The organism is Mycolicibacterium sp. TUM20985 (genome assembly GCF_030295745.1).
Taxonomy (GTDB): Bacteria; Actinomycetota; Actinomycetes; order Mycobacteriales; family Mycobacteriaceae; genus Mycobacterium.
The window spans coordinates 2,290,841-2,311,191 of sequence record NZ_AP027291.1 but is presented as its reverse complement, the minus strand read 5'-3'; the positions used below and the strand labels follow the sequence as shown (position 1 = coordinate 2,311,191).

Sequence of the window (20,351 nt, the reverse complement as noted above, 5' to 3'; positions counted from 1 at the left end):
TCACGGTCGGCCGGGCGGCGATCAGGCGCCGACGGACGCCAGCCACTCGCCGTAGAAGAGCGCCACGCCGAGACCGCAGGCGATGGCCGTGAGCAGCCAGAAACGGATGATCACCGTCGTCTCGGCCCAGCCCACCAACTCGAAGTGGTGGTGGAACGGCGCCATCCGGAACACCCGGCGGCCGGTGGTGCGGAACGCCAGGATCTGGACGACCACCGACGTGACCTCGGCGACGAACAGCGCACCGAGCACCACGGCCAGCATCTCGGTGCGGCTGGTGACGGACAACCCGGCGATGATGCCACCGAGTGCGAGGGAGCCGGTGTCACCCATGAAGATCTTGGCCGGAGCGGCATTCCACCACAGGAACCCGATGCAGGCACCCGCCGTGGCCGCCGCGACCAGCGCCAGATCGAGCGGGTCCCGAACGTTGTAGCAACCCAGGCCCGGGCTGAACGCGCACGCATTGCGGAATTGCCAGAACGTGATGATCACGTAGGCCGCCGTGACCATCGCCATCGCACCTGCGGCGAGGCCGTCGAGTCCATCGGTGAAGTTCACCGCGTTCGACCAGGCGCTGACGATGACGACGCAGAACAACACGAACACCGCGGGCGCCAGGGTGACCGTCGCGATCTCGCGGACGTACGACAGCTCCGCGCTGCCCGGCGTCAGCCCGTCGGCGTTGCGGAACTGCAGGGCCAGCACGCCGAAGAGCACGGCGGCGAACAGCTGGCCGACGGTCTTGGCGGTCTTGTTCAGCCCGAGGTTGCGGGAGCGCCGGATCTTGATGAGGTCGTCGATGAACCCGACGCCGCCCAGTGCCGTGGCGAGCCCGAGTACCAGCAGACCCGAGGCGGACGGCCCCTCACCGTCCAGCGCGAGCCCGACCAGGTGCGTGCCGAGGTAACCGGCCCAGATACCGGCGAGAATGGCCACGCCGCCCATCGATGGCGTGCCGCGCTTCTTGCGATGGCTGGGCGGACCGTCCTCGCGGATCTCGTGGCCGAACCCCTGCCGGGTGAACAACCGGATCAACACCGGCGTCAGGAGGATCGACACGGCCAGGGCGATGCCGACCGCGATGAGTATCTGTCTCATCCGGTCGTGTTCCCCTGGCTGGCCAGCGCTTCCGCGAGCGCGGCCAGCCCCGCCGACTTCGAGGCCTTCACCAGGACCACGTCACCTCCGCGCAGTTCGGATCGCAGGAGTTCGAGCGCCTCGTCCACGTCGGCGACCATGATGGCTTCGCTCCCCCATGACCCCTCCATCACCGCCCCGTGGTGCATGGCGCTCATTGACCTCCCGGTTCCGACGACGACGAGTCGTGACACATCTAAGCGCACGGCGAGTCGACCGATGCTGTCATGTTCGGTGATCGCGTCATCACCGAGTTCACCCATCTCGCCGAGGACCGCCCAACTCCTCCGCCGCTCGGCGGCCCTCTCCCGGCCGCCCTGCGCCATCCAGGCCAGCGCTTTCAAACCCGCCCGCATCGAGTCGGGATTGGCGTTGTAGGCGTCGTTGACGATGGTGACGCCGTCCGCCCGCGTGCTCACCTGCATGCGGTGGCGCGACACCGGCCCGGCTCCCGCCAGCGCGCGCGCCACGGTGTCGAGGTCGGCGCCACACTCCAGCGCGACGGCCGCCGCGGACAGCGCATTGGACACCTGGTGGTCTCCGTGCACGGCGAGCGCCACGTCGATCTCCGAGCCGCCGGCGTGCAGGGTGAAGCGGGCCCTGGCCAGTTCGTCGAGGACGACGCCGTCGGCCCAGATGTCGGCGGCGGAGGTACGTCCGACGCGCACCACCCGTGCCACCGTCTTGTCCGCCATCGCGGCCACGTTCGCATCGTCGGCGTTGAGGATCGCCACCCCGGAGGCCGGAACCGATTGTGGGAGTTCGGACTTGGTAGCCGCGATGGCCTCGCGTGAGCCGAACTCGCCGAGGTGAGCGGTCCCGACGTTGAGCACGACGGCGATCGACGGCGTCGCGATCCGCGCCAGCGCGGCGATGTTGCCCGGATGGCGAGCCGCCATCTCCAGCACTAGGTAGTCCGTGTCGGCGGTGGCCCGCAACACGGTCCACGGATGCCCGAGCTCGTTGTTGAAGGAACCGGGCGGGGCGACGACCTCGCCGAGGGGAGCGAGCACGGCGGCCAACAAATCCTTGGTCGACGTCTTGCCCGAAGACCCGGTGACACCGACGATCACCAGTCCGCCCGCGACCAGTTCGGCGGCGACGGCGGCGGCCAACTTGCCCAGCGCGGCCAGCACCGCAGCACCCGACCCGTCGCGGTCGTGCTCCAGCACGCTGGCTCCGGCGTCGACGAGGGCCGCGTCGGGCCGCACCACGATGGCGGGCACTCCGACCGGGCGGGCCGCCAGCACCGCCACCGCGCCTGCGGCCACGGCGCCGGCCGCGAAGTCGTGGCCGTCGGAACGCTCGCCGGGCAGCGCCAGGAAGAGCCCGCCTGGCGTGACGGCGCGCGAATCGAACTCGACGGTCCCGGTGACGTGCGTCGTCTCGGCGTCCTCGGCGGTGACGTCGGCCAGTTCCCCACCGACGATGCGGGCGATCTGCGCCAGGGTCAGGTCGATCATGGCAGCGACCCCAGGGCCTGGAGGGCGTGCGCCAGCTCCTCGCGGTCGTCGAACGGCCGGGTGCGGCCACCACTGGTCTGGCCGGCCTCGTGCCCCTTGCCCGCGACCAGCACGACGTCTCCCCTCCTCGCCCAACCGACGGCGAAGTCGATCGCCGCGCGGCGATCACCGATCTCGGCGACCTGCGCGGCGCCGCCCGCTGCCCCGGCGACGATGGTCTCGCGGATGGTGGCTGGGTCCTCGTCCCGCGGGTTGTCATCGGTGACGACCACCAGATCGGCGAGTTCGGCGGCCGTCTGTCCCATCGGCGCCCGCTTGCCATGGTCACGGTTGCCGCCGGCGCCGAACACGACCGCGATGCGACCCTGGGTCTGAGCCCGGAGCGTCTCCAGCACCGCGCGCAGGGCGCCGGGCTTGTGTGCGTAGTCGACGAGCGCGAGGAAGCCCTGGCCGCAATCGATCGGTTCGAGCCGGCCGGGAACGGTCGCCGTCCGCAGCCCCGGCGCCGCCTGCTCCGGTGACACGCCGACCGCGTCGAGCAGGGCGGTCGCCAGCAGGCAATTCGCCACGTTGTAGTGCCCCGGCAGTCCGATGCCCACCGCATGGTGGACACCCGCCGGATCGACGGCCGTGAACTCCTGGCCACCTCCCTCGACGGTGCCGACACCCTCGACCCGCCAGTCCGCATCGTCGCCGGACGCGCTCACCGTGACGGGCCGACTGGCGCGTGCGGCGATGGTGCGTCCCGCTTCGTCATCTACGCACACCACGGAAAGGGCTGCGTGCGTTGAGGATTCGGGATCGAACAGCCGGGCCTTGGCCTCTAGGTAGTCCTCCATCGTCGGATGGAAGTCCAGGTGATCGCGCGACAGGTTGGTGAAACCGCCGACGGCGAACCGGACGGCGTCCACCCGGCCGAGGGTCAACGCGTGGCTGGACACCTCCATCACCACGGTGTCGACGCCACGCTCGACCATCACCGCGAGCAGGGCCTGCAGGTCGGGAGCCTCGGGCGTGGTCAGCACGCTCGGTTCCTCGCGGCCGTCGATCCGGATGCCGACGGTGCCGACGAGGCCGGCCACCCGTCCGGCGGCCCGCAGCCCGGCCTCGACCAGATACGTGGTGGTGGTCTTGCCCGAGGTGCCCGTCACGCCGATGACGCGCACGTGTTCCGATGGTCTGCCGTACACCTCCGCCGCCAGCTCGCCGAGCACTCTTCGCGGCGTGGGATGGACCAGCACGGGCGCAGCGACACCGCTGCCCATGACCTCGACTCCCGCCTCGTCGGTGAGCACCGCGACGGCACCCTGCCGGACGGCATCCGCGGCGTAGCGCGCCCCGTGCGACGACGCCCCGGGAAGTGCGGCGAACAGGTCCCCGGGCCGGACGTCCTGGCTGCGCAACGTCACGCCGGTGACCCGCACGTGCGCGGCGGCCGCCTCCGCCAGCGGGTGCGCGTGGATACGTTCGGCCAACGCGACGAGGCCTTCACCGGCAGGACTCGAGGGACGCAAGTTCATGGCCATGACACCCTACCGGCCGAGCATCGGACGACGGCAGGGATGAACCCGGGCTCATCCCTGCAGGACGAGCGGCGGACCGGGATCGGGAGACAGCGGCACGTTCTCGCGCTGCAGAAGCCACGCCGAGAGATTGTGGATCAGCGGCGCGGCGGTCGTGCCCGCGGATCCGTCGGCGGTGCGGTGCGGGTTGTCCATCATCACTCCGACGACGTAGCGCGGATCGTTCGCGGGCACCATCGCGGCGAAGGTGATCCAGTAGACGTCGTCGTAGTAGCAGCCACAGCCGGGGTTGATCTGCTGTGCGGTACCCGTCTTGCCGGCCAGCTGGTAGCCCTCCACCGCGGCGCCGGAACCCGTCCCCTGCTGGATCCCCATGGGGTCCTTCTGGATGGTGGCGCGCAACATGTTCCGCACGGTCTGCGCAGTCTGTGGCGAGACCACGCGGACGCCCTCGGGCCGCGGCTCGTCGACTCGGGTGCCGTCGGCGGCGATGGTGGACTTGATGATCCGCGGCGGGATGCGGACACCGTCGTTGGCGACGGTCTGGTACATGCCCGTCATCTGCAGCAGCGTCATCGAAAGACCCTGTCCGATCGGCAGGTTGGCGAACGTGCTGCCCGACCACTGGTCGATCGGCGGAACCAGGCCGTCGCTCTCGCCGGGCAGTCCGACGCCGGTGCGCTGCCCGAGACCGAACCTGTCGAGCATCTCGGCGTAGCGCTCCGGCCCGATGCGCTGGGCCAGCATCAGTGTTCCGACGTTCGAGGACTTACCGAATACTCCCGTGGTGGTGTACGGCATCGTGCCGTGATCCCACGCGTCCTTGACGGTGACGCCACCCATGTTGATCGAACCCGGCACCGACAACACCTCGTCGGGGTTGGTCAGACCGTTCTCGATGGCGGTCGACGCCGCGACGATCTTGTTGACCGAGCCGGGCTCGAACGGTGAGGACACGGACAGGTTGCCCAGTTGCCGGTCTTCCTGCCGACCGATGTCCTGGCTCGGGTCGAAGGTGTCGTTGTTCGACATCGCGAGGACCTCACCGGTCTTCGCGTCGAGCACGACGGCGGAGACCGTCTTGGCGCCGGAGAGGTTCTTGGCCTCCTGCACCTGCTGCTGCACGAAGAATTGGATGTCGTCGTCGATGGTCAGCTGCACGGTGGAGCCGTCGACCGCGTCGTGCCGGTTGCGGTAGCTGCCGGGGATCACGACGCCGTCGGACCCGCGGTCGTAGGTGACCGAGCCGTCGGTCCCCGCAAGCTTGGCGTCCAGCGAGTCTTCGAGGCCCAGCAGGCCGTGCCCGTCCCAGTCGATGCCGCCGACGATGTTCGCCGCCAGCGACCCGCCGGGGTACTGGCGAATGTCCTGGCGCTCCGCCCCGACCTCCGGGTACTTCGTGGTGATGGCGTCGGAGATGGCCGGGTCGACCGCGCGGGCGAGGTAGACGAAGGAGTCCTTGCCGGTGAGCTTCTTGTAGAGGGTGTTCGCGTCGGGCTTGTTGTTCAGCAGTCCGGCCACCCCCTTGGCGATCTCGCGGAGCCTCTTGATGGGCTCCGGCGCATCAGGCACCTTCGCCTGGGCTTCCACCAGCGCCTTCTGCACCTTGACGGGCTGAAACGTGAGCGCACGCGCCTCGGTCGTGAACGCCAGCTTGTCGTCGTTGCGGTCGACGATGCTCCCCCGGACCGCCTCCTCGACGTCGGTGACCTTCAGCTGGCTGGCGGCCTCGGCGCGCAGACCCTGGGCGCGCGGCACTTGCAGCATGAAGAGCTGGCCCGCAGCGATGACGAGGACGAGGACGATCACGACGTTGCCGACCCGGTGGCGGAACCCGAACGACGCACTGCGGAGTCCGTCGTCGGCCATGGGTTTGCGGGTGCGGCGCTCGTTCGCCGGGTGTGGAGTGCCCGATCGGCTCATGCGGGGGCGCCTGGCACGGGGGCCGGGACTGGCTCGAGGACGGGCTCGGCGCCGGGCGGCGGACCCGGCAGCGGAGGCGTCTGCGGCGACTCGAGGTGTGGTCCCGCGGCATCCAGTGGGGCCGCCGGCGCCGGGACCGGCACCCCGGCAGGCGCCGGCACGGCGACCTCGGGATTGGGCAGGATCTCGGGATTGGGCACGGCCGCGGGGTTGGGCAGGACCGCCGGATTGGGAAGCGCCGCTGCGGGATTCGGCAGGGTCGCTGGCCTCGGCGGCAGGTGGACTGCCACCTCGCGCGGTTCGACGACCCGCGGGGCGGGCGGTGCGGGCGGAGCGGGGGGCCCGGGTTCGGGCAGCGGGCTGTTCAACGGCGGCGGTTGCACGCCCTGGGCGGGTTTCGGCGTGCCGACCACCAGCCAGTTGCCCGTGGGGTCCTGCACCAGATGCGCGGTGTCCCGCGAGGGAATCATCCCGAGGTTGCGGGCCGCCTCGGCCAGAGCGGGCGCGGCCTGAGCCTCGAGCACGTCGCGCTCGAGGCCCTCCTTCTGCTGGAGCAGTGCCTGATTGACCTGGCGCGCGCGGCCCAGCTCATAGGACCGTTCGGCGGCATCGGTCGACAACCAGAGCGTGACGCCAAGGCCGACCCCGAGCGCACCGATCACCAGCACCACGAAGGGCACCCTGGTGACGAACCGGCGAGGGTCGAAGTCGACGGCCGCCAGCCGGACCAAGAGCCGCTCCCGCAGCGGCGCGCGAACGACTTTCGGGGCCTTGGCCTTACGCGCCTTTGCCCGCGCCTTGGCCTGGGCGGCGTTCTTCGGCCGGACCGGTCCGTCGACGGGACGGGGTGTCGGACTGTTGTGCGGCCGGGGGTGATCGGGGCGCGGTGGGCGCTGCTCCCGAGTCGATCGGCGGCCGCGAGGCGGTGCCTCGGTGCCGCGGCGCTGGGTGACACCGTCGCGTGGCTTGCGCGGTGTGCGGCGCTCATCATTGGTGCGTGCCTGGTCCGGTCGCTTGGCCATCACGAAACTTCCCTTCTGACAACCTTTTCCAAAGCTCGCAACCGGACGGATGCGCTTCGCGGATTGAGGTCGATCTCGTCGGCCCCCGCCTTCTCGGCCCCACGCGTCAACGAGACGAAATAGGGCTCGTGGCCCGGGAGCTCGACCGGCAGACCCGCGGGGGTTCGCGACGCCGTCGCTGCGGCGAACTCCCCCTTGACGATCTTGTCCTCGAGAGACTGGTAGGCCATGACCACGATGCGTCCGCCCTCGCGCAGCGCCGTGAGCGCGCCGGGCACGGCCGAGCGCAGCGAGTCCAGCTCGCCGTTGACCGCCGTGCGCAAGGCCTGGAACGTGCGCTTGGCCGGGTGGCCACCCGTGCGGCGGGCCGGCGCCGGAATCACGTCGTAGAGCAGTTCGACCAACTCGGCGGTGGTCTCGAAGGGCTTGCGCTCGCGGCGCCGCACGACGGCGCCGGCGATGCGGCTGGCGAAGCGCTCCTCGCCGAATTCCTGCAGCACCCTCGTCAGCGCGCGCTTGTCGTAGGTGTTCAGGATCTCGGCCGCCGTCAGGGGCGCGTCCTGATCCATTCGCATGTCTAGGGGTGCGTCGTGGGAGTAGGAGAAGCCGCGTTCGGCACGGTCGAGTTGCATCGACGACACGCCGAGGTCGAAGAGCACGCCATCGAGGGGAGGCGCGTCATCGGCGCGCTCCGCCCAGAAGCCGTCATAGCGGGTCTGCACGAAGGTGACCCGGTCACCGAACGGGGCCAGTCGCTCCGCAGCGATCGACAGCGCGGCGCGGTCACGGTCGAGACCGATCAGGTGCAGGCCGGGCAATTCCGTCAGGAAGCGTTCCGCATGACCCCCGGCACCGAGGGTGGCGTCGACGAGGACGGCACCCCCACCGTTGGCGCCGCGGCGGGTGAGCGCCGGTGTGAGCAGTTCGACACAACGGTCGAGGAGGACCGGGGCGTGGGGGTGATCGTCAGGCATGGCTGCACCCTCGAAACGTGTGCCCGCCCTTGCATGGAGGTCCCTGTCCGAGATTGCGGACCTGGCGTTGGGGAAGTACGCCAGGGCCGGTTCGGGCAGAGGCCACCATGCAGGGGCAGCTGGACTAGATGATGTCGCGCAGGGTGTCATCGCTGGCCGCGGAGAAGTTCTCTTCGTGGGTCTGCTGATACGCCTGCCAGGCTTGCGCGTCCCAGATCTCCAGGTATTCGATCGACCCGATCACCACGCATTCCTTGGAGAGGTCTGCGTACTGACGATGGTCGGCCGACAGGGTGATCCGGCCTTGAGCATCGGGATGTTGTTCGTCGGTGGCTGCCGCCAGGTAGCGCAGGTAGGCACGGGCGTCCGGGTTGCTCCGCGAGGCCTGCGACGCCCGCTCGGCGAGCTTCTCGAATTCCGCTCGCGGATACACAGCCAGGCTGTGATCTTGACTCTTGGTGACCATCAACCCTCCTGCCAGCGCTTCGCGGAACTTGGCGGGCAGCGTCAGCCGCCCTTTGTCATCGAGCTTGGGCGTGTAGGTGCCGAGGAACATCACGCCACCTCCAGCTGCCCTGCTCACGGAACTCCGGTTGCTCCGTTGCCCGCCACATTACCCCACGATCCCCCACATTGCTCCACTCCTTGGCAACAATTTGGGCTCAGGCCCCACTGAACACCACTTATCACCGATGGGGAGCGGTCCGGCCGACCCGTCGACCACGGCGGATCCGGGATCGTCGCAGCTAGAGACCCCCGCAAGCCGCGGTGGGGCAGGGTGGGGCACAGCGACGCACCAGTGGGCGGTCGACGCCCACTACGGCGTGTCGACTGGCAAAGAAAAAGGGCAACCCCTCATCGGAGCTGCCCTAATGTCCCGCGGACCGTCATTCCTCGAAGCGGCGACGGAACCTTTCCTCCATGCGACTGGAGAAGGAGTTACCGCCCTTGGCTCGCTTCTGCTGCCGGGCCGAACCCGCCTCTGGTGCGGCACCCTCTCGGCCGCCCGCCACCCGAGGGCCGGTGATCGCGAACACGACGCCGCCGAACATGATGATGAAACCGATCACGCTGACGATCAGGAAGGCGTGGTTGACATTGGCGTAGAACGGCACGCCTGCCACCAGCAGACCAAGGCCGACCAGGAACAGCACCGCGCCCTGCAGTCGGCGCCGGGCCGACGGGGCCCGCAGATTCCCGCCGCGAACGCTCGACGCGAACTTGGGGTCCTCGGCATAAAGTGCGCTCTCGATCTGGTCGAGCATGCGCTGCTCATGATCGGAGAGTGGCATCCGTGCCTCCCATGTCGCGTTCCTGCCGCACCCGCAAGATTGCGGCCGCCTGCGTCAAAACTTCGTGCGCCCGCTTTCGCGGAGCACCGATCTCCATGATACGAGCAGAATCTGACCCGTACCACCTACTTCCCCGAGTCACTTCGTTCAACCCCGCCGAACTCACTCAGACCCCGATTGTAGTTGGTAGCCCGCCGATGGCGAGATACTGCGCCGCTGACCGGATAATGACATCGAGTACGCAACGGCGCGAAGGACACCGATAGCTTGGCCACGTTCCTCATCGATCTGTCCCCCACGGACATGCAGCGACGGCTCGGGGACGCATTGGGTGTCTACGTCGAGGCGATGCGATACCCCCGCGGCACCGAGGATCAGCGCGCCTCGATGTGGCTGGAGCACACCCGCCGCAAGGGGTGGACGGCGGTGGCCGCCGTCGACGCGCCGGACGCCTTCACCGACGACGAGGACGGGGAGGGTCCGTTGGCCGAGGCCCGCATGGTCGGCATCGCCTACGGCTATTGCGGCGCACCGGATCAGTGGTGGCAACAGCAGGTGGTGCAGGGGCTGAAGCGCGGCGGCACCGCCACCTCACGCATCGCCGAGCTGATGGCCAGCTATTTCGAGCTCACCGAACTGCACATCCACCCCGAGGCGCAGGGACATGGGCTCGGCGAGGCGCTCGCTCGACGGCTGCTGTCCGACCGCCAGGAGCCGCACGTGCTGCTCTCCACTCCGGAGATCAACGGGGAGGCCAACCGCGCCTGGCGGCTCTACCGACGGCTGGGATTCACCGACGTCATCCGTGGCTACCACTTCGCGGGGGACCCGAGGCCGTTCGCCATCCTCGGCAGGGAACTGCCGCTGTAGCGCCGGCCGGTCTGGCACCATATCGGGGTGCCATCCCGCCGCAAACGCCTGCTCGCCCTGCTAATGCTGGTGCTCATCGCGCCCATGATCGCGGGCTGCGTCCGGGTCCGGGCGTCGATCACGGTGTCCCCGGACGACCGGGTATCGGGTCAGATCATCGCGGCCGCCAAGCAGCGGAACGACGACGACAAGGGTCCGCAGCTGCTCAACAGCCTGCCCTTCGGCAACAAGGTGTCGGTCTCGTCGTACACCCGCGACGACTACGTCGGCAGCCAGGCCGTCTTCTCCGACCTCACGTTCGCCGAGCTGCCGCAGCTCGCGAACATGAACCGCGACGCCGCCGGGGTCGACATCTCGTTGCGCCGCGCCGGCGACCTGGTGATCCTGGAGGGCCGGGCGGATCTCACCCTGCTGAACGATCCCGACGCCGACGTCTCGCTCAACGTCGCGTTCCCCGGCGACGTCACGTCCACCAACGGCGACCAGGTCGCCTCGGACGTCGTGCAGTGGACGCTGAAGCCGGGCGTCGTCAGCTCGATGAACGCCCAGGCGCGCTACACCGATCCCAGCGCGAGGTCCTTCACCGGTGCCGCGATCTGGCTGAGTGTCGCCGCCTTCCTCGTCGCCGGGATCATCGGCGGTGTCGCGTGGAACAGCCGCGACCGCAGCCCGGTGATGCCCAACCCGCACGAGACGCGCTGACGCCCGCGTCGACCTGACTTGCCTCCCACCGGTCGGCACGCTCTACTCTGAAGGCACTTTGGGGTAGCGAAAGGGGCGCGTGCTGAGCGTGGAGTCTGCTGCGGCACCGTCCGCCATCGAGTTGGTCGGAGCCGTCAGCGAACGACTGCGGGATCATCTCCGCACCCGTCGGCGCGACGCCGCCTACATCGGTGAGCACTACGCCGAGATGACGGCCGCCCTCGAGGAGTTCGTCCTGCGCGGTGGCAAGCGCCTGCGCCCCGCGTTCGCCTACTGGGGGTGGCGTGCCGTCGCACCGGCCGGGCGGACCGCCGACTCGGACGTCCTGCTCCTGTGTTCGGCGCTGGAATTGCTGCACGCCTGCGCGCTGGTGCACGACGACGTCATCGACGCCTCCGCCACCCGGCGCGGCCTGCCGACGGTGCACCGCTACTTCGCCGACCTGCACCGGGAGCGGGACTGGCGAGGGTCGTCGGAACAGTTCGGCGTCTCGACCGCCATCCTGCTCGGTGATCTCTCCCTGGTGTGGGCGGACGACATCGTCACCTCGGCCGAGCTGCCACCCGACGCCCACCGCCGCGTCCAGCGCGTCTGGGCCGACATCCGCACCGAGGTGCTCGGCGGGCAATACCTCGACATCGTCGCCGAGGCCAGCGGCGCCGAGACGGTCGAGTCGGCGATGAACGTCTGCACCTACAAGACGGCCTCCTACACCGTGTCCCGGCCACTGCAGCTCGGCGCGGCAGCCGCGGCGGACCGACCCGACGTGCAGGACGCCTTCCACACCCTGGGTACCGACCTCGGCGTGGCATTTCAGCTGCGCGACGACGTACTCGGCGTCTTCGGCGACCCCGCGGTGACCGGGAAGCCCTCGGGAGACGACCTCCGCTCGGGCAAGCGCACGGTGCTGCTGGCCGAGGCCGTCCAGCGGGCCGACACCGCAGATCCCCTGGCCGCCAAGCTGTTACGCACGGCGGTCGGTACGGACCTGTCCGAGTCCCAGGTCCGCGAGCTGTGCCAGGTCATCGAGTCGGTCGGTGCCCTCGCCGCGGTGGAGAGCCGCATCGAGCGGCTCACCGGCCAGGCCCTGGCGTTGCTCGACGCCGCCCCCATCGATGGCACCGCCAAGGTCGGTCTGGCGGAACTCGCCCGATTGGCGTCGAACCGGTCCGCCTGAGGCCAATGACTACCCCCACCCCCGCGTCGACTGCGCCGCGGTCACCGAGAAGCACTGCCGCGCAGCATCTTTCGCGACTGACCACCTTTGCCTCGTCGCAGGACGGCCGACCCGCCCTCCTCGGTTTCCTGGGTGCCGCCCTGATCACCCTCGGCGGCCTCGGCGCAGGCAGCACCCGACTGCACGACCCCGTACTCGAGTCGATCCAGCTGTCGTGGCTGCGCTTCGGCCATGGCCTGGTGGTCTCCTCGGTGTTGTTGTGGGGTGGCGTGGCGGCCATGCTGGTGGCCTGGCTGTGGCTCGGCCGGCGGGTGGTCGACCGCACCGCCACCACGTACACGATGCTCGCGACCACGGGCTTCTGGCTGACTCCGCTGCTGCTGAGCGTGCCGGTGTTCAGTCGCGACACGTATTCCTACCTGGCGCAGGGCGCGCTGCTCCGCGACGGTTTCGACCCCTACGTCGTCGGGCCCATCGAGAATCCCAACCCGCTGCTGGACGACGTGAGCCCGATCTGGACCACGACCACCGCGCCGTACGGGCCGGTCTTCATCCTGGTGGCCAAGTTCGTCACGATGGTGGTCGGCGACAACGTCATTCAGGGCACCATGCTGCTGCGGCTCTGCATGCTGCCGGGGCTGATCATGCTGATCTGGGCGGCGCCCCGGATCGCGCGCCACGTCGGTGCCAGCGGCCCTGCCGCACTGTGGATCTGCGTGCTCAACCCATTGGTGATCATCCATCTGATGGGCGGCGTGCACAACGAGATGCTGATGGTCGGCCTGATGATGGCGGCCATCGCCCTGACCCTGCAGAACCGCCCCATCTTCGGTGTCGGCCTCATCGCGATCGCGGTGGCGGTCAAGGCGACGGCGGGAATCGCCCTGCCCTTCATGGTCTGGATGTGGATGCGGCGACTGCGGGACGAACGCAGCCTCGGGTCGGTGCGTGCGTTCGGGATCGCCACGGCCGCCTCGGCGCTGATCTTCGTCGTGGTGTTCGCGGTGCTGTCCTGGCTCGCCGGCGTCGGACTCGGATGGCTGACCGCGCTCGCCGGTTCGGTGAAGATCATCAACTGGCTCACGGTGCCCACTGCGATCGCGAACCTCACCAACGCGGTCGGCGGCCTGTTCTTCCCCGTCAACTTCTACGCCGTGCTGGAGGTGACGCGCATTGCCGGCGTGGCCATCATCGCCATCTCACTTCCGTTGCTGTGGTGGCGTTTTCGGCACGACGATCGCGAAGCGCTGATGGGCATCGCGCTGGCGATGCTCGTCGTGGTGCTGTTCGTGCCCGCCGCGCTGCCCTGGTACTACACCTGGCCGCTGGCCGTGCTCTCGGCACTGGCGCAGAGCCGCCAGGCGATCGCGCTGATCGCCGGGTTCTCGACGTGGATCATGGTGATCTTCAAACCCGATGGGTCACACGGCATGTACTCGTGGCTGCACGTCGCATTGGCCACCGCATGCGCGGCCGCGGCGTGGTACTCGCTGGCGAAGGCGCGAGAGGCTCAGTAGGCCATCGCCTGGGCTCGGCGCACCACTTCGCGTGCCTGGTGTGAGTGCAGTGCGTCGACCGGCCGGGCGTTCGGCCGAAGTTCATCCGACCCGTCGCGGCTGATGGTGAGCGACGAGTCGGGCGTGAACAGCCAGCGCACGATCTCGGTTTCGTCGTACCCGCCGTCGTGCAGCACCACCAGGAGACCCGACAGGCTCTTGACGACGTGCCCCTGGTCGTCGAAGAAGATCTTCGGCACCACCAGCACCCCGTCGCGACGCACTCCGATGAGGTGCTTCTGTCGCAGATGCTGGTGCACCTTGGTCACTGGGATGCCGAGGATGGACGCCACGGCGGGAAGGTCGTAGACGGCTTCGTCGGGGTCCAGGACGTCGTCGGCAGCCGGAATGTTGCTCACCGGACCGAGTCTAAGATGCACGCGTGGGTACCAGCCAACGATCGGACCCGCTCGTCGGCGTCGTGTTGGACGGGCGCTACCGCGTCGACGCCGTGATCGCCACCGGAGGCATGTCCTCGGTGTACCGCGGACTCGACCTCCGGCTGGACCGACCGGTCGCCCTCAAGGTGATGGACTCGCGGTACGCGGGCGACCAACAGTTCCTCGTCCGGTTCCAGCGCGAGGCACGCGCGGTGGCCCGCCTCAAGGATCCCGGCCTCGTCGCCGTCTACGACCAGGGCCTCGACGATCAGCACCCGTTCCTGGTCATGGAGCTGATCGAGGGCGGCACGCTGCGCGAGCTGCTCACCGAACGCGGACCGATGCCACCGCACGCCGTCGCGGCCGTCTTGACCCCGATCCTGGGGGGTCTCGCCGCGGCGCACCGGGCGGGCCTGGTCCATCGCGACGTCAAGCCGGAGAACGTGTTGATCTCCGACGACGGCGAGGTCAAGATCGCCGACTTCGGTCTCGTCCGGGCCGTTGCCGAGGCCAAGATCACCTCGACCAGTGTGATTCTCGGCACGGCGGCCTACCTGTCACCCGAACAGGTCGGCACGGGTGACGCCACCCCGGCGAGCGACGTCTACGGCGTGGGCATCCTCGCGTACGAATTGCTCACCGGTGTCACGCCGTTCCGCGGTGACAATCCGCTGACCGTGGCGTATCAGCGGATGGACAACGACGTTCCGGCGCCGAGCACCGTGATCGCCGGGGTCCCACCCCAGTTCGACGCACTGGTGGGGCGGGCGACGCGACGCGATCCGGACGGCCGGTACCCCGACGCCGAGGCGATGGCCGCCGACGTGCGGACGATCGTCTCCGAGCTGGGCCTGCCGCCATTCAAGGTGCCGGCCCCACAGAACTCCGCGCAGCACGCCGCGGCCGACGAGTACCACAGCCGGATACACCAGGACGACGAGCAGACCATCGAGACCGCCGCCACGCCATCACCACCGCGGCAGCACACCAGGGCCATGACGCGCGGACCCGACGAATGGGAGGAACCCGAGAGACGTTCCGCACCAAACCAATTCGCGGGCATCGACATCGACGACCTGGAGTGGGCCAGGCAACGCGGTCGACGCCTCACGTGGTTCTGGTTGGTGGGCGTCCTCACCCTCACCGCACTGGTCGCCGCAGGCGCGTGGACGCTGGGCACCCACTTGCAGGACTTGCTGTAGCGGCTCGCCGGTTCCATCCCCCGGTCGCTGCGCTCCTGCCCGCCGGTTCCATCCCCCGGTCGCTGCGCTCCTGCCCGCCGGTCCCATCCCCCGGTCGCTGCGCTCCTGCCCGCCGGTCCCCCGCTAGTCGCGCAGCATCTCCGCGACCAGGAACGCCAGCTCCAGCGACTGCTGCGTGTTGAGCCGCGGGTCGCATGCCGTCTCGTACCGCCCGGCCAGGTCGGAGTCCGAGATGTCCTGTGCGCCACCGAGACATTCGGTGACGTTCTCACCGGTGATCTCGACGTGGATGCCGCCCGGATGGGTGCCCAGCGCACGGTGCACCTCGAAGAAACCCTGGACCTCGTCGACGATGCGGTCGAAGTGGCGGGTCTTGTAACCGGTCGACGACTCGTGGGTGTTGCCGTGCATCGGGTCGCACTGCCAGATGACCTGGTGTCCGGTGGCCTGCACCTTCTCGATGATGGGCGGCAGGAGGTCGCGAATCTTGCCGTTGCCGAGCCGGCTGACCAGCGTCAGGCGGCCCGCCTCGTGGTGCGGGTCCAGCCGCTCGACGTACTCGACGGCCAATTCCGGCGTCATGTTCGGACCGATCTTGACGCCGATCGGGTTGGAGATCACCTCGGCGAACGCGACGTGCGCGCCGTCGAGTTGACGGGTCCGGTCGCCGATCCACACGTAGTGGGCCGACAGGTCGTACAGCTTGGGAGTGCCGTCCTCATGGCTCAGCCGCAGCATGGCGCGCTCGTAGTCGAGCACCAGCGCCTCGTGGCTGGCGTAGATCTCTGCCGTCTGCAGATTGCGGTCGTTGACCCCGCAGGCGCTCATGAAGCGCAACGCGCGGTCGATCTCGGCGGCCAGCGCTTCGTACCGGGCGCCCGCGGGCGAGGTGCGGACGAATTCCCGGTTCCAGTCGTGCACCGACTCCAGCGACGCCAGGCCCGACGACGTCAGCGCCCGCACCAGGTTCATGGCGGCGCTGGCGTTGGCGTAGGCCCGCACCAGCCGTGAGGCGTCGTGAGCACGCACCGAGGCATCGGGTGCGAAGCCGTTGACCATGTCCCCGCGGTAGGACTTCAGCCCCAGCGCGTCGACGTCGGCCGAGCGCGGCTTGGCGTACTGCCCGGCAATCCTGGCGACCTTGACCACCGGCATGCTCGCGCCGTAGGTCAGCACGACGGCCATCTGCAGCAGCGTGCGGATGTTGGCGCGGATGTGCGGTTCGGTGTTGTCGACGAACGTCTCAGCGCAGTCGCCGCCCTGCAGCAGGAATGCCTCACCGCGCGCGACGTCGGCCAGATGCCCCTTGAGCCGCTCGATCTCCGACGGCACGGTCACCGGCGGCACGCTCTCGAGCACCGTCCGCATCGCCTTGGCCTGGTCGGCGGGCCAGCTGGGTTGTTGGGCGGCCGGCTTGGCCAGAGCGGCGTCGAGCCGCTCGCGAAGGTCGTGCGACAGCGGCGGTAGCTCAGGCAGCTGGTCGATGGGCACGTCGACGGTCCAGTTCACCCGTCCATGGTAACCGCGTCCAGAAGCGGGTTTTACACCCCGCCAAGAGTCATAGCCGCAGTTCAGGCGCGTGCTGCCCAAGCCCCGTCGTCATCGATGTCGCCGAGGTCGGCCGTCATCAGCTGGAACCTGGTCAGGTTGTGCCTCGCGTCGACGAGGGCGTCGTGCGCGTCACGGGGTCGGGGGGGCATGCGGGGCGAACCCCGTTCCTCCCAGAACTGCCGCAGCTCCCTGGTGAACCTGGGGATTGCGGGCGGCAGGTCGGTCATCGGGCCCCAGAGCTGACAGAGCACGACGTGGTCGTAGGCGCCCACCCACGCCCACAGTTCGATTGTCTCGTCACCGTCGACGTCGAAGAAGTCCTCGAGTTCCGCGCGGATCTGCCGCCGTGACCGCCACAGCTTCGACGACGGCGAGGGGAGCTTCGGCAGCACGTGCTTGCGCACCCAGGCGCCCGCGCGGTCAGGATCGAATTCGGTTGAGATGGCGTAATATTCGCGACCATCCTCGGCGGCGACGCCGATCGAGATCAATTCGATGGTGCGGCCGTTGTCGATGAACTCCGTGTCGTAGAAGTAGCGCATCACGCCGCCTCGGTCGTCGACGCGAGCGGTGCGGGCGCCGGATGGATTTCACGGTCGAGCTGCGCCTCGACCTCGTGGTCGTCGGGGAAGTGCGGTTCTCCCGCGACGACGTGCTGCAGCCACAGCTTGGCCTGCACGACGGGGCGCCGCTGCCGACGCTCGCGCTCCATGGCCCGGTGCATCTTCTTCGGCCGCTTGCCGTACCGCCACCGCGCCCACGGCGCGTGGGGGCGCGACATCCGCGCTGCGCCGATGATCAGGAGCGGGGTGATGAACATGCCGACCAACCCGGTCCACACCTTGCCCTTGAGGAGCACGACCACCGCCAGTGCGAGGGTGACCACGGCGATGCCGACGACGGTGGCGCGGGCAAGCAGCGTCTGATCCTCCCGCCAGATGTCGATGTCGAAGAAGGACAGCGGGTTGAAGCCGAGGATCAACAGCCCGGCCACGGCGATCGCCACGAAGACTGCGTCCACCGACGTCCGGCCGTCTTCGGACCAGTACACGTCCTCCAGATGCAGGATCAGCGCGAACTCGTCGAGCACCAGCGCGGCGCCCATGCCGAAGAAGATCGCGGCCACGGTGAACTCGGGGACGCCGCCGTCGACCGCGAGGGTCACCATCGTGACCCCGGAGATCATGACGAGCACGACCCCGATGACCACGTGGTGGATGTGGGTGGCGGACTCGTCGCCCGACATGGAGATGTTGCGTGGCTGCCACCACTTGGGCGGCGTGTCGTTGTCGGCGTTGTGCCGGATGTATCGGACGATCGTGCGGGTCACCAGAAACGTCAGCAGGAACGAGATCAGGCACCACAGCAGCGGCAATCGGCCGGGCGGGATCGCCAGGTCGAGTCCCAAGTCGAACTTCCAATCGTCGAACACGGGCAAAACTTACGCCGACCAGCGCGCGTGGCGGACAGGATGGTCCCCGACTCGCCGACGCGCACCGATACTCTTGTCCGCGAGATGAGAATTCGGCAGCTCTCTAAAGGGGCACCAGGTTGGCGGGCGCTGTGGCCAACCGCGGCGTGGCGCCTCTTTCAGCTGCTCGTCATCGCCGGGGTGTTCGGTGCAGGCCGCCACCTGCTGGCCACGACCCCCTACCGCATCGACATCGACGTCTATCGGATGGGCGGCCGGGCGTGGCTCGATGGCGCGTCGCTCTACAGCGACGGCGTGCTCTTCCATACCGAAGCAGGCCTCAATCTGCCGTTCACGTATCCGCCGCTCGCCGCCGCCGTCTTCGCTCCCTTCGCATGGTTGTCGCTACCCGCGGCGAGCGCGACGATCACCGTCATCACCTTTGCGTTGCTGCTGGTCACGACCATGATCGTGCTGACCCGCCTGCGGGTATGGGAGCACTCGCCCCGGCTGTCCGGAGCGGCGTGGGTCCGCCGATGCTGGCTGGCCGCGGCGATCGTCGCCCCGGCCGTGGTCTACCTGGAGCCCATTCGCTCGAACTTCGAGTTCGGTCAGATCAACGTCGTCCTGATGACCCTGGTGATCGCCGACTGCGTGCCGAGGAAGACCCCGTGGCCGAGGGGGTTGCTGCTCGGCGTGGCGATCGCGTTCAAGCTGACACCCGCGGTGTTCCTGCTGTACTTCTTGCTGCGGCGGGATACCCGGGCACTGCTGACCAGCGCGGCTTCGGCCATCCTGGCGACGGCGGTCGGGTTTCAGGTGGCCATGCGCGACTCCTGGCAGTACTGGACCGAGACGGTGCACGACACCGACCGCATCGGCACCGCCACGTATCTCACCAACCAGAACATCGCAGGCACCTTGGCCCGACTCGGCCTCGGCGAGACGCCGCGCTTCGTCATCTGGGTGGTCGCCTGTTTCGCCGTGCTCGGCCTGACGGTGTGGGCGGTACGTCGGGTGCTGCGCTCGGGTGACGGCGACCAGCCGGTGCTCGCGCTGATCTGCGTCGCGATGTTCGGTCTGGTCGTCTCACCCGTGTCGTGGTCACACCACTGGGTGTGGGCGCTGCCGGCGGTCCTGGTGATGGCGGTGCTCGCGCTGCGCCACCGCAGCATCGCGATGGGTGCGGTCAGCGTGACCGGTGTCCTGCTGATGTACTTTGCACCCATCCATCTGATGATCGAACATCACGAGACGTCCGCGTCGCTCTGGCGCCAGTTGCTCGGCGGTTCCTACCTGTGGTGGGCGCTGGCGCTGATCATCGTCGCGGGGACGGTCAATCTGAAGGAGCGAGACGGCGCGCAGGCGGTCGACGACTCGACGCCCGCGCACGCCTCTAGCTAGCCGGCCGCAGCCGTCGGGATGCGCGCCGCCGGCGTGGCGCCGGTCCCACCGTCGAGCGCCTCCTTGATGTCCGCAGCGTAGAGGTCGACGTACTCCTGTCCGGAGAGACGCATCAACTCGTACATCACCTCGTCGATGACGGCCCGTTCGATGAACCGGTTACCCGCCAGGCCTTCGAAACGGGAGAAGTCCATCGGCTTGCCGAAGCGCACCTCGACGCGGGCGAACCGCCACATCTTCGAGCCGGGCGGATTGACGTGGTCGGTGCCGACCATCGCCACGGGGATCACGGGGACGCCGGTCTCCAGCGCCAACCGGGCGATGCCGGTCTTGCCCTTGTACAGACGCCCGTCGGGTGAGCGCGTGCCCTCGGGATACATCCCCAAGACCTTGCCCTGACCCAGGATCCGCTCCGCGGTGGTCAGCGCCGCGAGGGCGGCGTCGGCGTCGGTCCGGTCGATCGGGACCTGGCCTGCGGCCGAGTAGAACCAGCGGTTGAACCAGCCCTTGATGCCGGTGCCGGTGAAGTACTCGGCCTTGGCGAGATAGGTGATCCGGCGCCGAACCACGAGGCACTTGTAGAAGCTGTCCGCGACGGCGAGGTGGTTACTGGCCAGAATGACGGCACCGGAGTTCGGAACATGCTCCAGCCCTTGCACTTTCGGGCGGCCCAGCAACTGCAGCAGCGGGCCCATGAAGATGTACTTGAACAGCCAATACCACATCGAGCCTCCCGCGGCGGGCGCCCGGACGGAGCCCTG

General features: G+C 68.9%; 19 protein-coding genes. 6 read left to right on the top strand and 13 right to left on the bottom strand.

Annotated elements, in window-relative coordinates:
- Nucleotides 1-21: 21 nt before the first annotated feature.
- From mraY to QUE68_RS11275, 8 genes are all read right to left on the bottom strand, one after another.
- Entirely contained in the window at nucleotides 22-1,101 is a 1,080-nt protein-coding gene (mraY, locus tag QUE68_RS11310; protein WP_284226100.1) for a phospho-N-acetylmuramoyl-pentapeptide-transferase, read from the bottom strand.
- Entirely contained in the window at nucleotides 1,098-2,603 is a 1,506-nt protein-coding gene (locus QUE68_RS11305; protein ID WP_284226099.1) for a UDP-N-acetylmuramoyl-tripeptide--D-alanyl-D-alanine ligase, read from the bottom strand. The genes mraY and QUE68_RS11305 overlap by 4 nt, the downstream gene beginning before the upstream one ends.
- On the bottom strand, nucleotides 2,600-4,123 hold the full coding sequence (locus QUE68_RS11300) for a UDP-N-acetylmuramoyl-L-alanyl-D-glutamate--2,6-diaminopimelate ligase (protein ID WP_284226098.1): 1,524 nt from the start codon (nucleotides 4,121-4,123) through the stop codon (nucleotides 2,600-2,602). The genes QUE68_RS11305 and QUE68_RS11300 overlap by 4 nt, the downstream gene beginning before the upstream one ends.
- A 54-nt stretch (nucleotides 4,124-4,177) precedes the next feature.
- Complete coding sequence (locus QUE68_RS11295; protein WP_284226096.1) at nucleotides 4,178-6,049, bottom strand: peptidoglycan D,D-transpeptidase FtsI family protein; 1,872 nt, start codon at nucleotides 6,047-6,049, stop codon at nucleotides 4,178-4,180.
- On the bottom strand, nucleotides 6,046-7,071 hold the full coding sequence (locus tag QUE68_RS11290) for a hypothetical protein (protein WP_284226095.1): 1,026 nt from the start codon (nucleotides 7,069-7,071) through the stop codon (nucleotides 6,046-6,048). The genes QUE68_RS11295 and QUE68_RS11290 overlap by 4 nt, the downstream gene beginning before the upstream one ends.
- Nucleotides 7,071-8,195 (bottom strand): 16S rRNA (cytosine(1402)-N(4))-methyltransferase RsmH, encoded by a 1,125-nt coding sequence (gene rsmH / locus QUE68_RS11285; protein WP_284226093.1) that lies wholly within the window; start codon nucleotides 8,193-8,195, stop codon nucleotides 7,071-7,073. Before rsmH ends, QUE68_RS11290 begins: the two co-directional genes overlap by 1 nt.
- A complete protein-coding gene (gene mraZ, locus QUE68_RS11280; protein ID WP_284230854.1) occupies nucleotides 8,170-8,601 on the bottom strand; it encodes a division/cell wall cluster transcriptional repressor MraZ in 432 nt (143 codons plus the stop codon). The genes rsmH and mraZ overlap by 26 nt, the downstream gene beginning before the upstream one ends.
- Before the next feature lie 331 nt (nucleotides 8,602-8,932).
- Nucleotides 8,933-9,337, bottom strand: a complete 405-nt coding sequence (locus tag QUE68_RS11275) for a DUF3040 domain-containing protein (RefSeq protein ID WP_284226091.1) — start codon at nucleotides 9,335-9,337, stop codon at nucleotides 8,933-8,935.
- A gap of 267 nt (nucleotides 9,338-9,604) precedes the next feature.
- Here QUE68_RS11275 and QUE68_RS11270 point away from each other — a divergent pair, with 267 nt between their 5' ends.
- The 4 genes from QUE68_RS11270 (at nucleotide 9,605) to QUE68_RS11255 (ending at nucleotide 13,603) form a co-directional block, all read left to right on the top strand.
- On the top strand, nucleotides 9,605-10,207 hold the full coding sequence (locus tag QUE68_RS11270; RefSeq protein ID WP_284226090.1) for a GNAT family N-acetyltransferase: 603 nt from the start codon (nucleotides 9,605-9,607) through the stop codon (nucleotides 10,205-10,207).
- A gap of 63 nt (nucleotides 10,208-10,270) precedes the next feature.
- Nucleotides 10,271-10,909 (top strand): LppM family (lipo)protein, encoded by a 639-nt coding sequence (locus QUE68_RS11265; protein WP_284230852.1) that lies wholly within the window; start codon nucleotides 10,271-10,273, stop codon nucleotides 10,907-10,909.
- A gap of 79 nt (nucleotides 10,910-10,988) precedes the next feature.
- Nucleotides 10,989-12,086: a bifunctional (2E,6E)-farnesyl/geranyl diphosphate synthase gene (gene idsA2, locus QUE68_RS11260; RefSeq protein WP_284226089.1), complete on the top strand. Its 1,098-nt coding sequence runs from the start codon at nucleotides 10,989-10,991 to the stop codon at nucleotides 12,084-12,086.
- Nucleotides 12,087-12,091: 5 nt separating this feature from the next.
- On the top strand, nucleotides 12,092-13,603 hold the full coding sequence (locus tag QUE68_RS11255; RefSeq protein ID WP_284226088.1) for an alpha-(1->6)-mannopyranosyltransferase A: 1,512 nt from the start codon (nucleotides 12,092-12,094) through the stop codon (nucleotides 13,601-13,603).
- On the opposite strand, the gene QUE68_RS11250 is transcribed toward QUE68_RS11255, so the two are convergent.
- A complete protein-coding gene (locus tag QUE68_RS11250) occupies nucleotides 13,597-14,001 on the bottom strand; it encodes an Rv2175c family DNA-binding protein (RefSeq protein WP_284226087.1) in 405 nt (134 codons plus the stop codon). The two genes, QUE68_RS11255 and QUE68_RS11250, sit on opposite strands and share 7 nt — an antisense overlap.
- 23 nt (nucleotides 14,002-14,024) lie before the next feature.
- On the opposite strand from QUE68_RS11250, the gene QUE68_RS11245 reads away from it, so the two are divergent.
- The gene (locus QUE68_RS11245) at nucleotides 14,025-15,224 is read left to right on the top strand and encodes a protein kinase domain-containing protein (protein ID WP_284226086.1); all 1,200 of its coding nucleotides are present in this window, start codon (nucleotides 14,025-14,027) and stop codon (nucleotides 15,222-15,224) included.
- Between the two features lie 123 nt (nucleotides 15,225-15,347).
- Here QUE68_RS11245 and QUE68_RS11240 read toward each other — a convergent pair whose 3' ends face one another.
- From QUE68_RS11240 to QUE68_RS11230, 3 genes are all read right to left on the bottom strand, one after another.
- Complete coding sequence (locus QUE68_RS11240; protein WP_284226085.1) at nucleotides 15,348-16,733, bottom strand: class II 3-deoxy-7-phosphoheptulonate synthase; 1,386 nt, start codon at nucleotides 16,731-16,733, stop codon at nucleotides 15,348-15,350.
- A gap of 62 nt (nucleotides 16,734-16,795) precedes the next feature.
- Nucleotides 16,796-17,317 (bottom strand): polyadenylate-specific 3'-exoribonuclease AS, encoded by a 522-nt coding sequence (locus QUE68_RS11235; protein ID WP_284226083.1) that lies wholly within the window; start codon nucleotides 17,315-17,317, stop codon nucleotides 16,796-16,798.
- Nucleotides 17,317-18,207: a hypothetical protein gene (locus QUE68_RS11230; protein ID WP_284226082.1), complete on the bottom strand. Its 891-nt coding sequence runs from the start codon at nucleotides 18,205-18,207 to the stop codon at nucleotides 17,317-17,319. Before QUE68_RS11230 ends, QUE68_RS11235 begins: the two co-directional genes overlap by 1 nt.
- Nucleotides 18,208-18,291: 84 nt before the next feature.
- Between QUE68_RS11230 and QUE68_RS11225 the strand changes: the two genes are divergently transcribed.
- On the top strand, nucleotides 18,292-19,590 hold the full coding sequence (locus QUE68_RS11225; RefSeq protein ID WP_286275633.1) for a glycosyltransferase 87 family protein: 1,299 nt from the start codon (nucleotides 18,292-18,294) through the stop codon (nucleotides 19,588-19,590).
- Here QUE68_RS11225 and QUE68_RS11220 read toward each other — a convergent pair.
- Nucleotides 19,587-20,315, bottom strand: coding sequence for a lysophospholipid acyltransferase family protein (locus tag QUE68_RS11220; RefSeq protein ID WP_284226080.1), 729 nt, complete (start codon nucleotides 20,313-20,315; stop codon nucleotides 19,587-19,589). The two genes, QUE68_RS11225 and QUE68_RS11220, sit on opposite strands and share 4 nt — an antisense overlap.
- Between the last annotated feature and the right edge of the window lie 36 nt (nucleotides 20,316-20,351).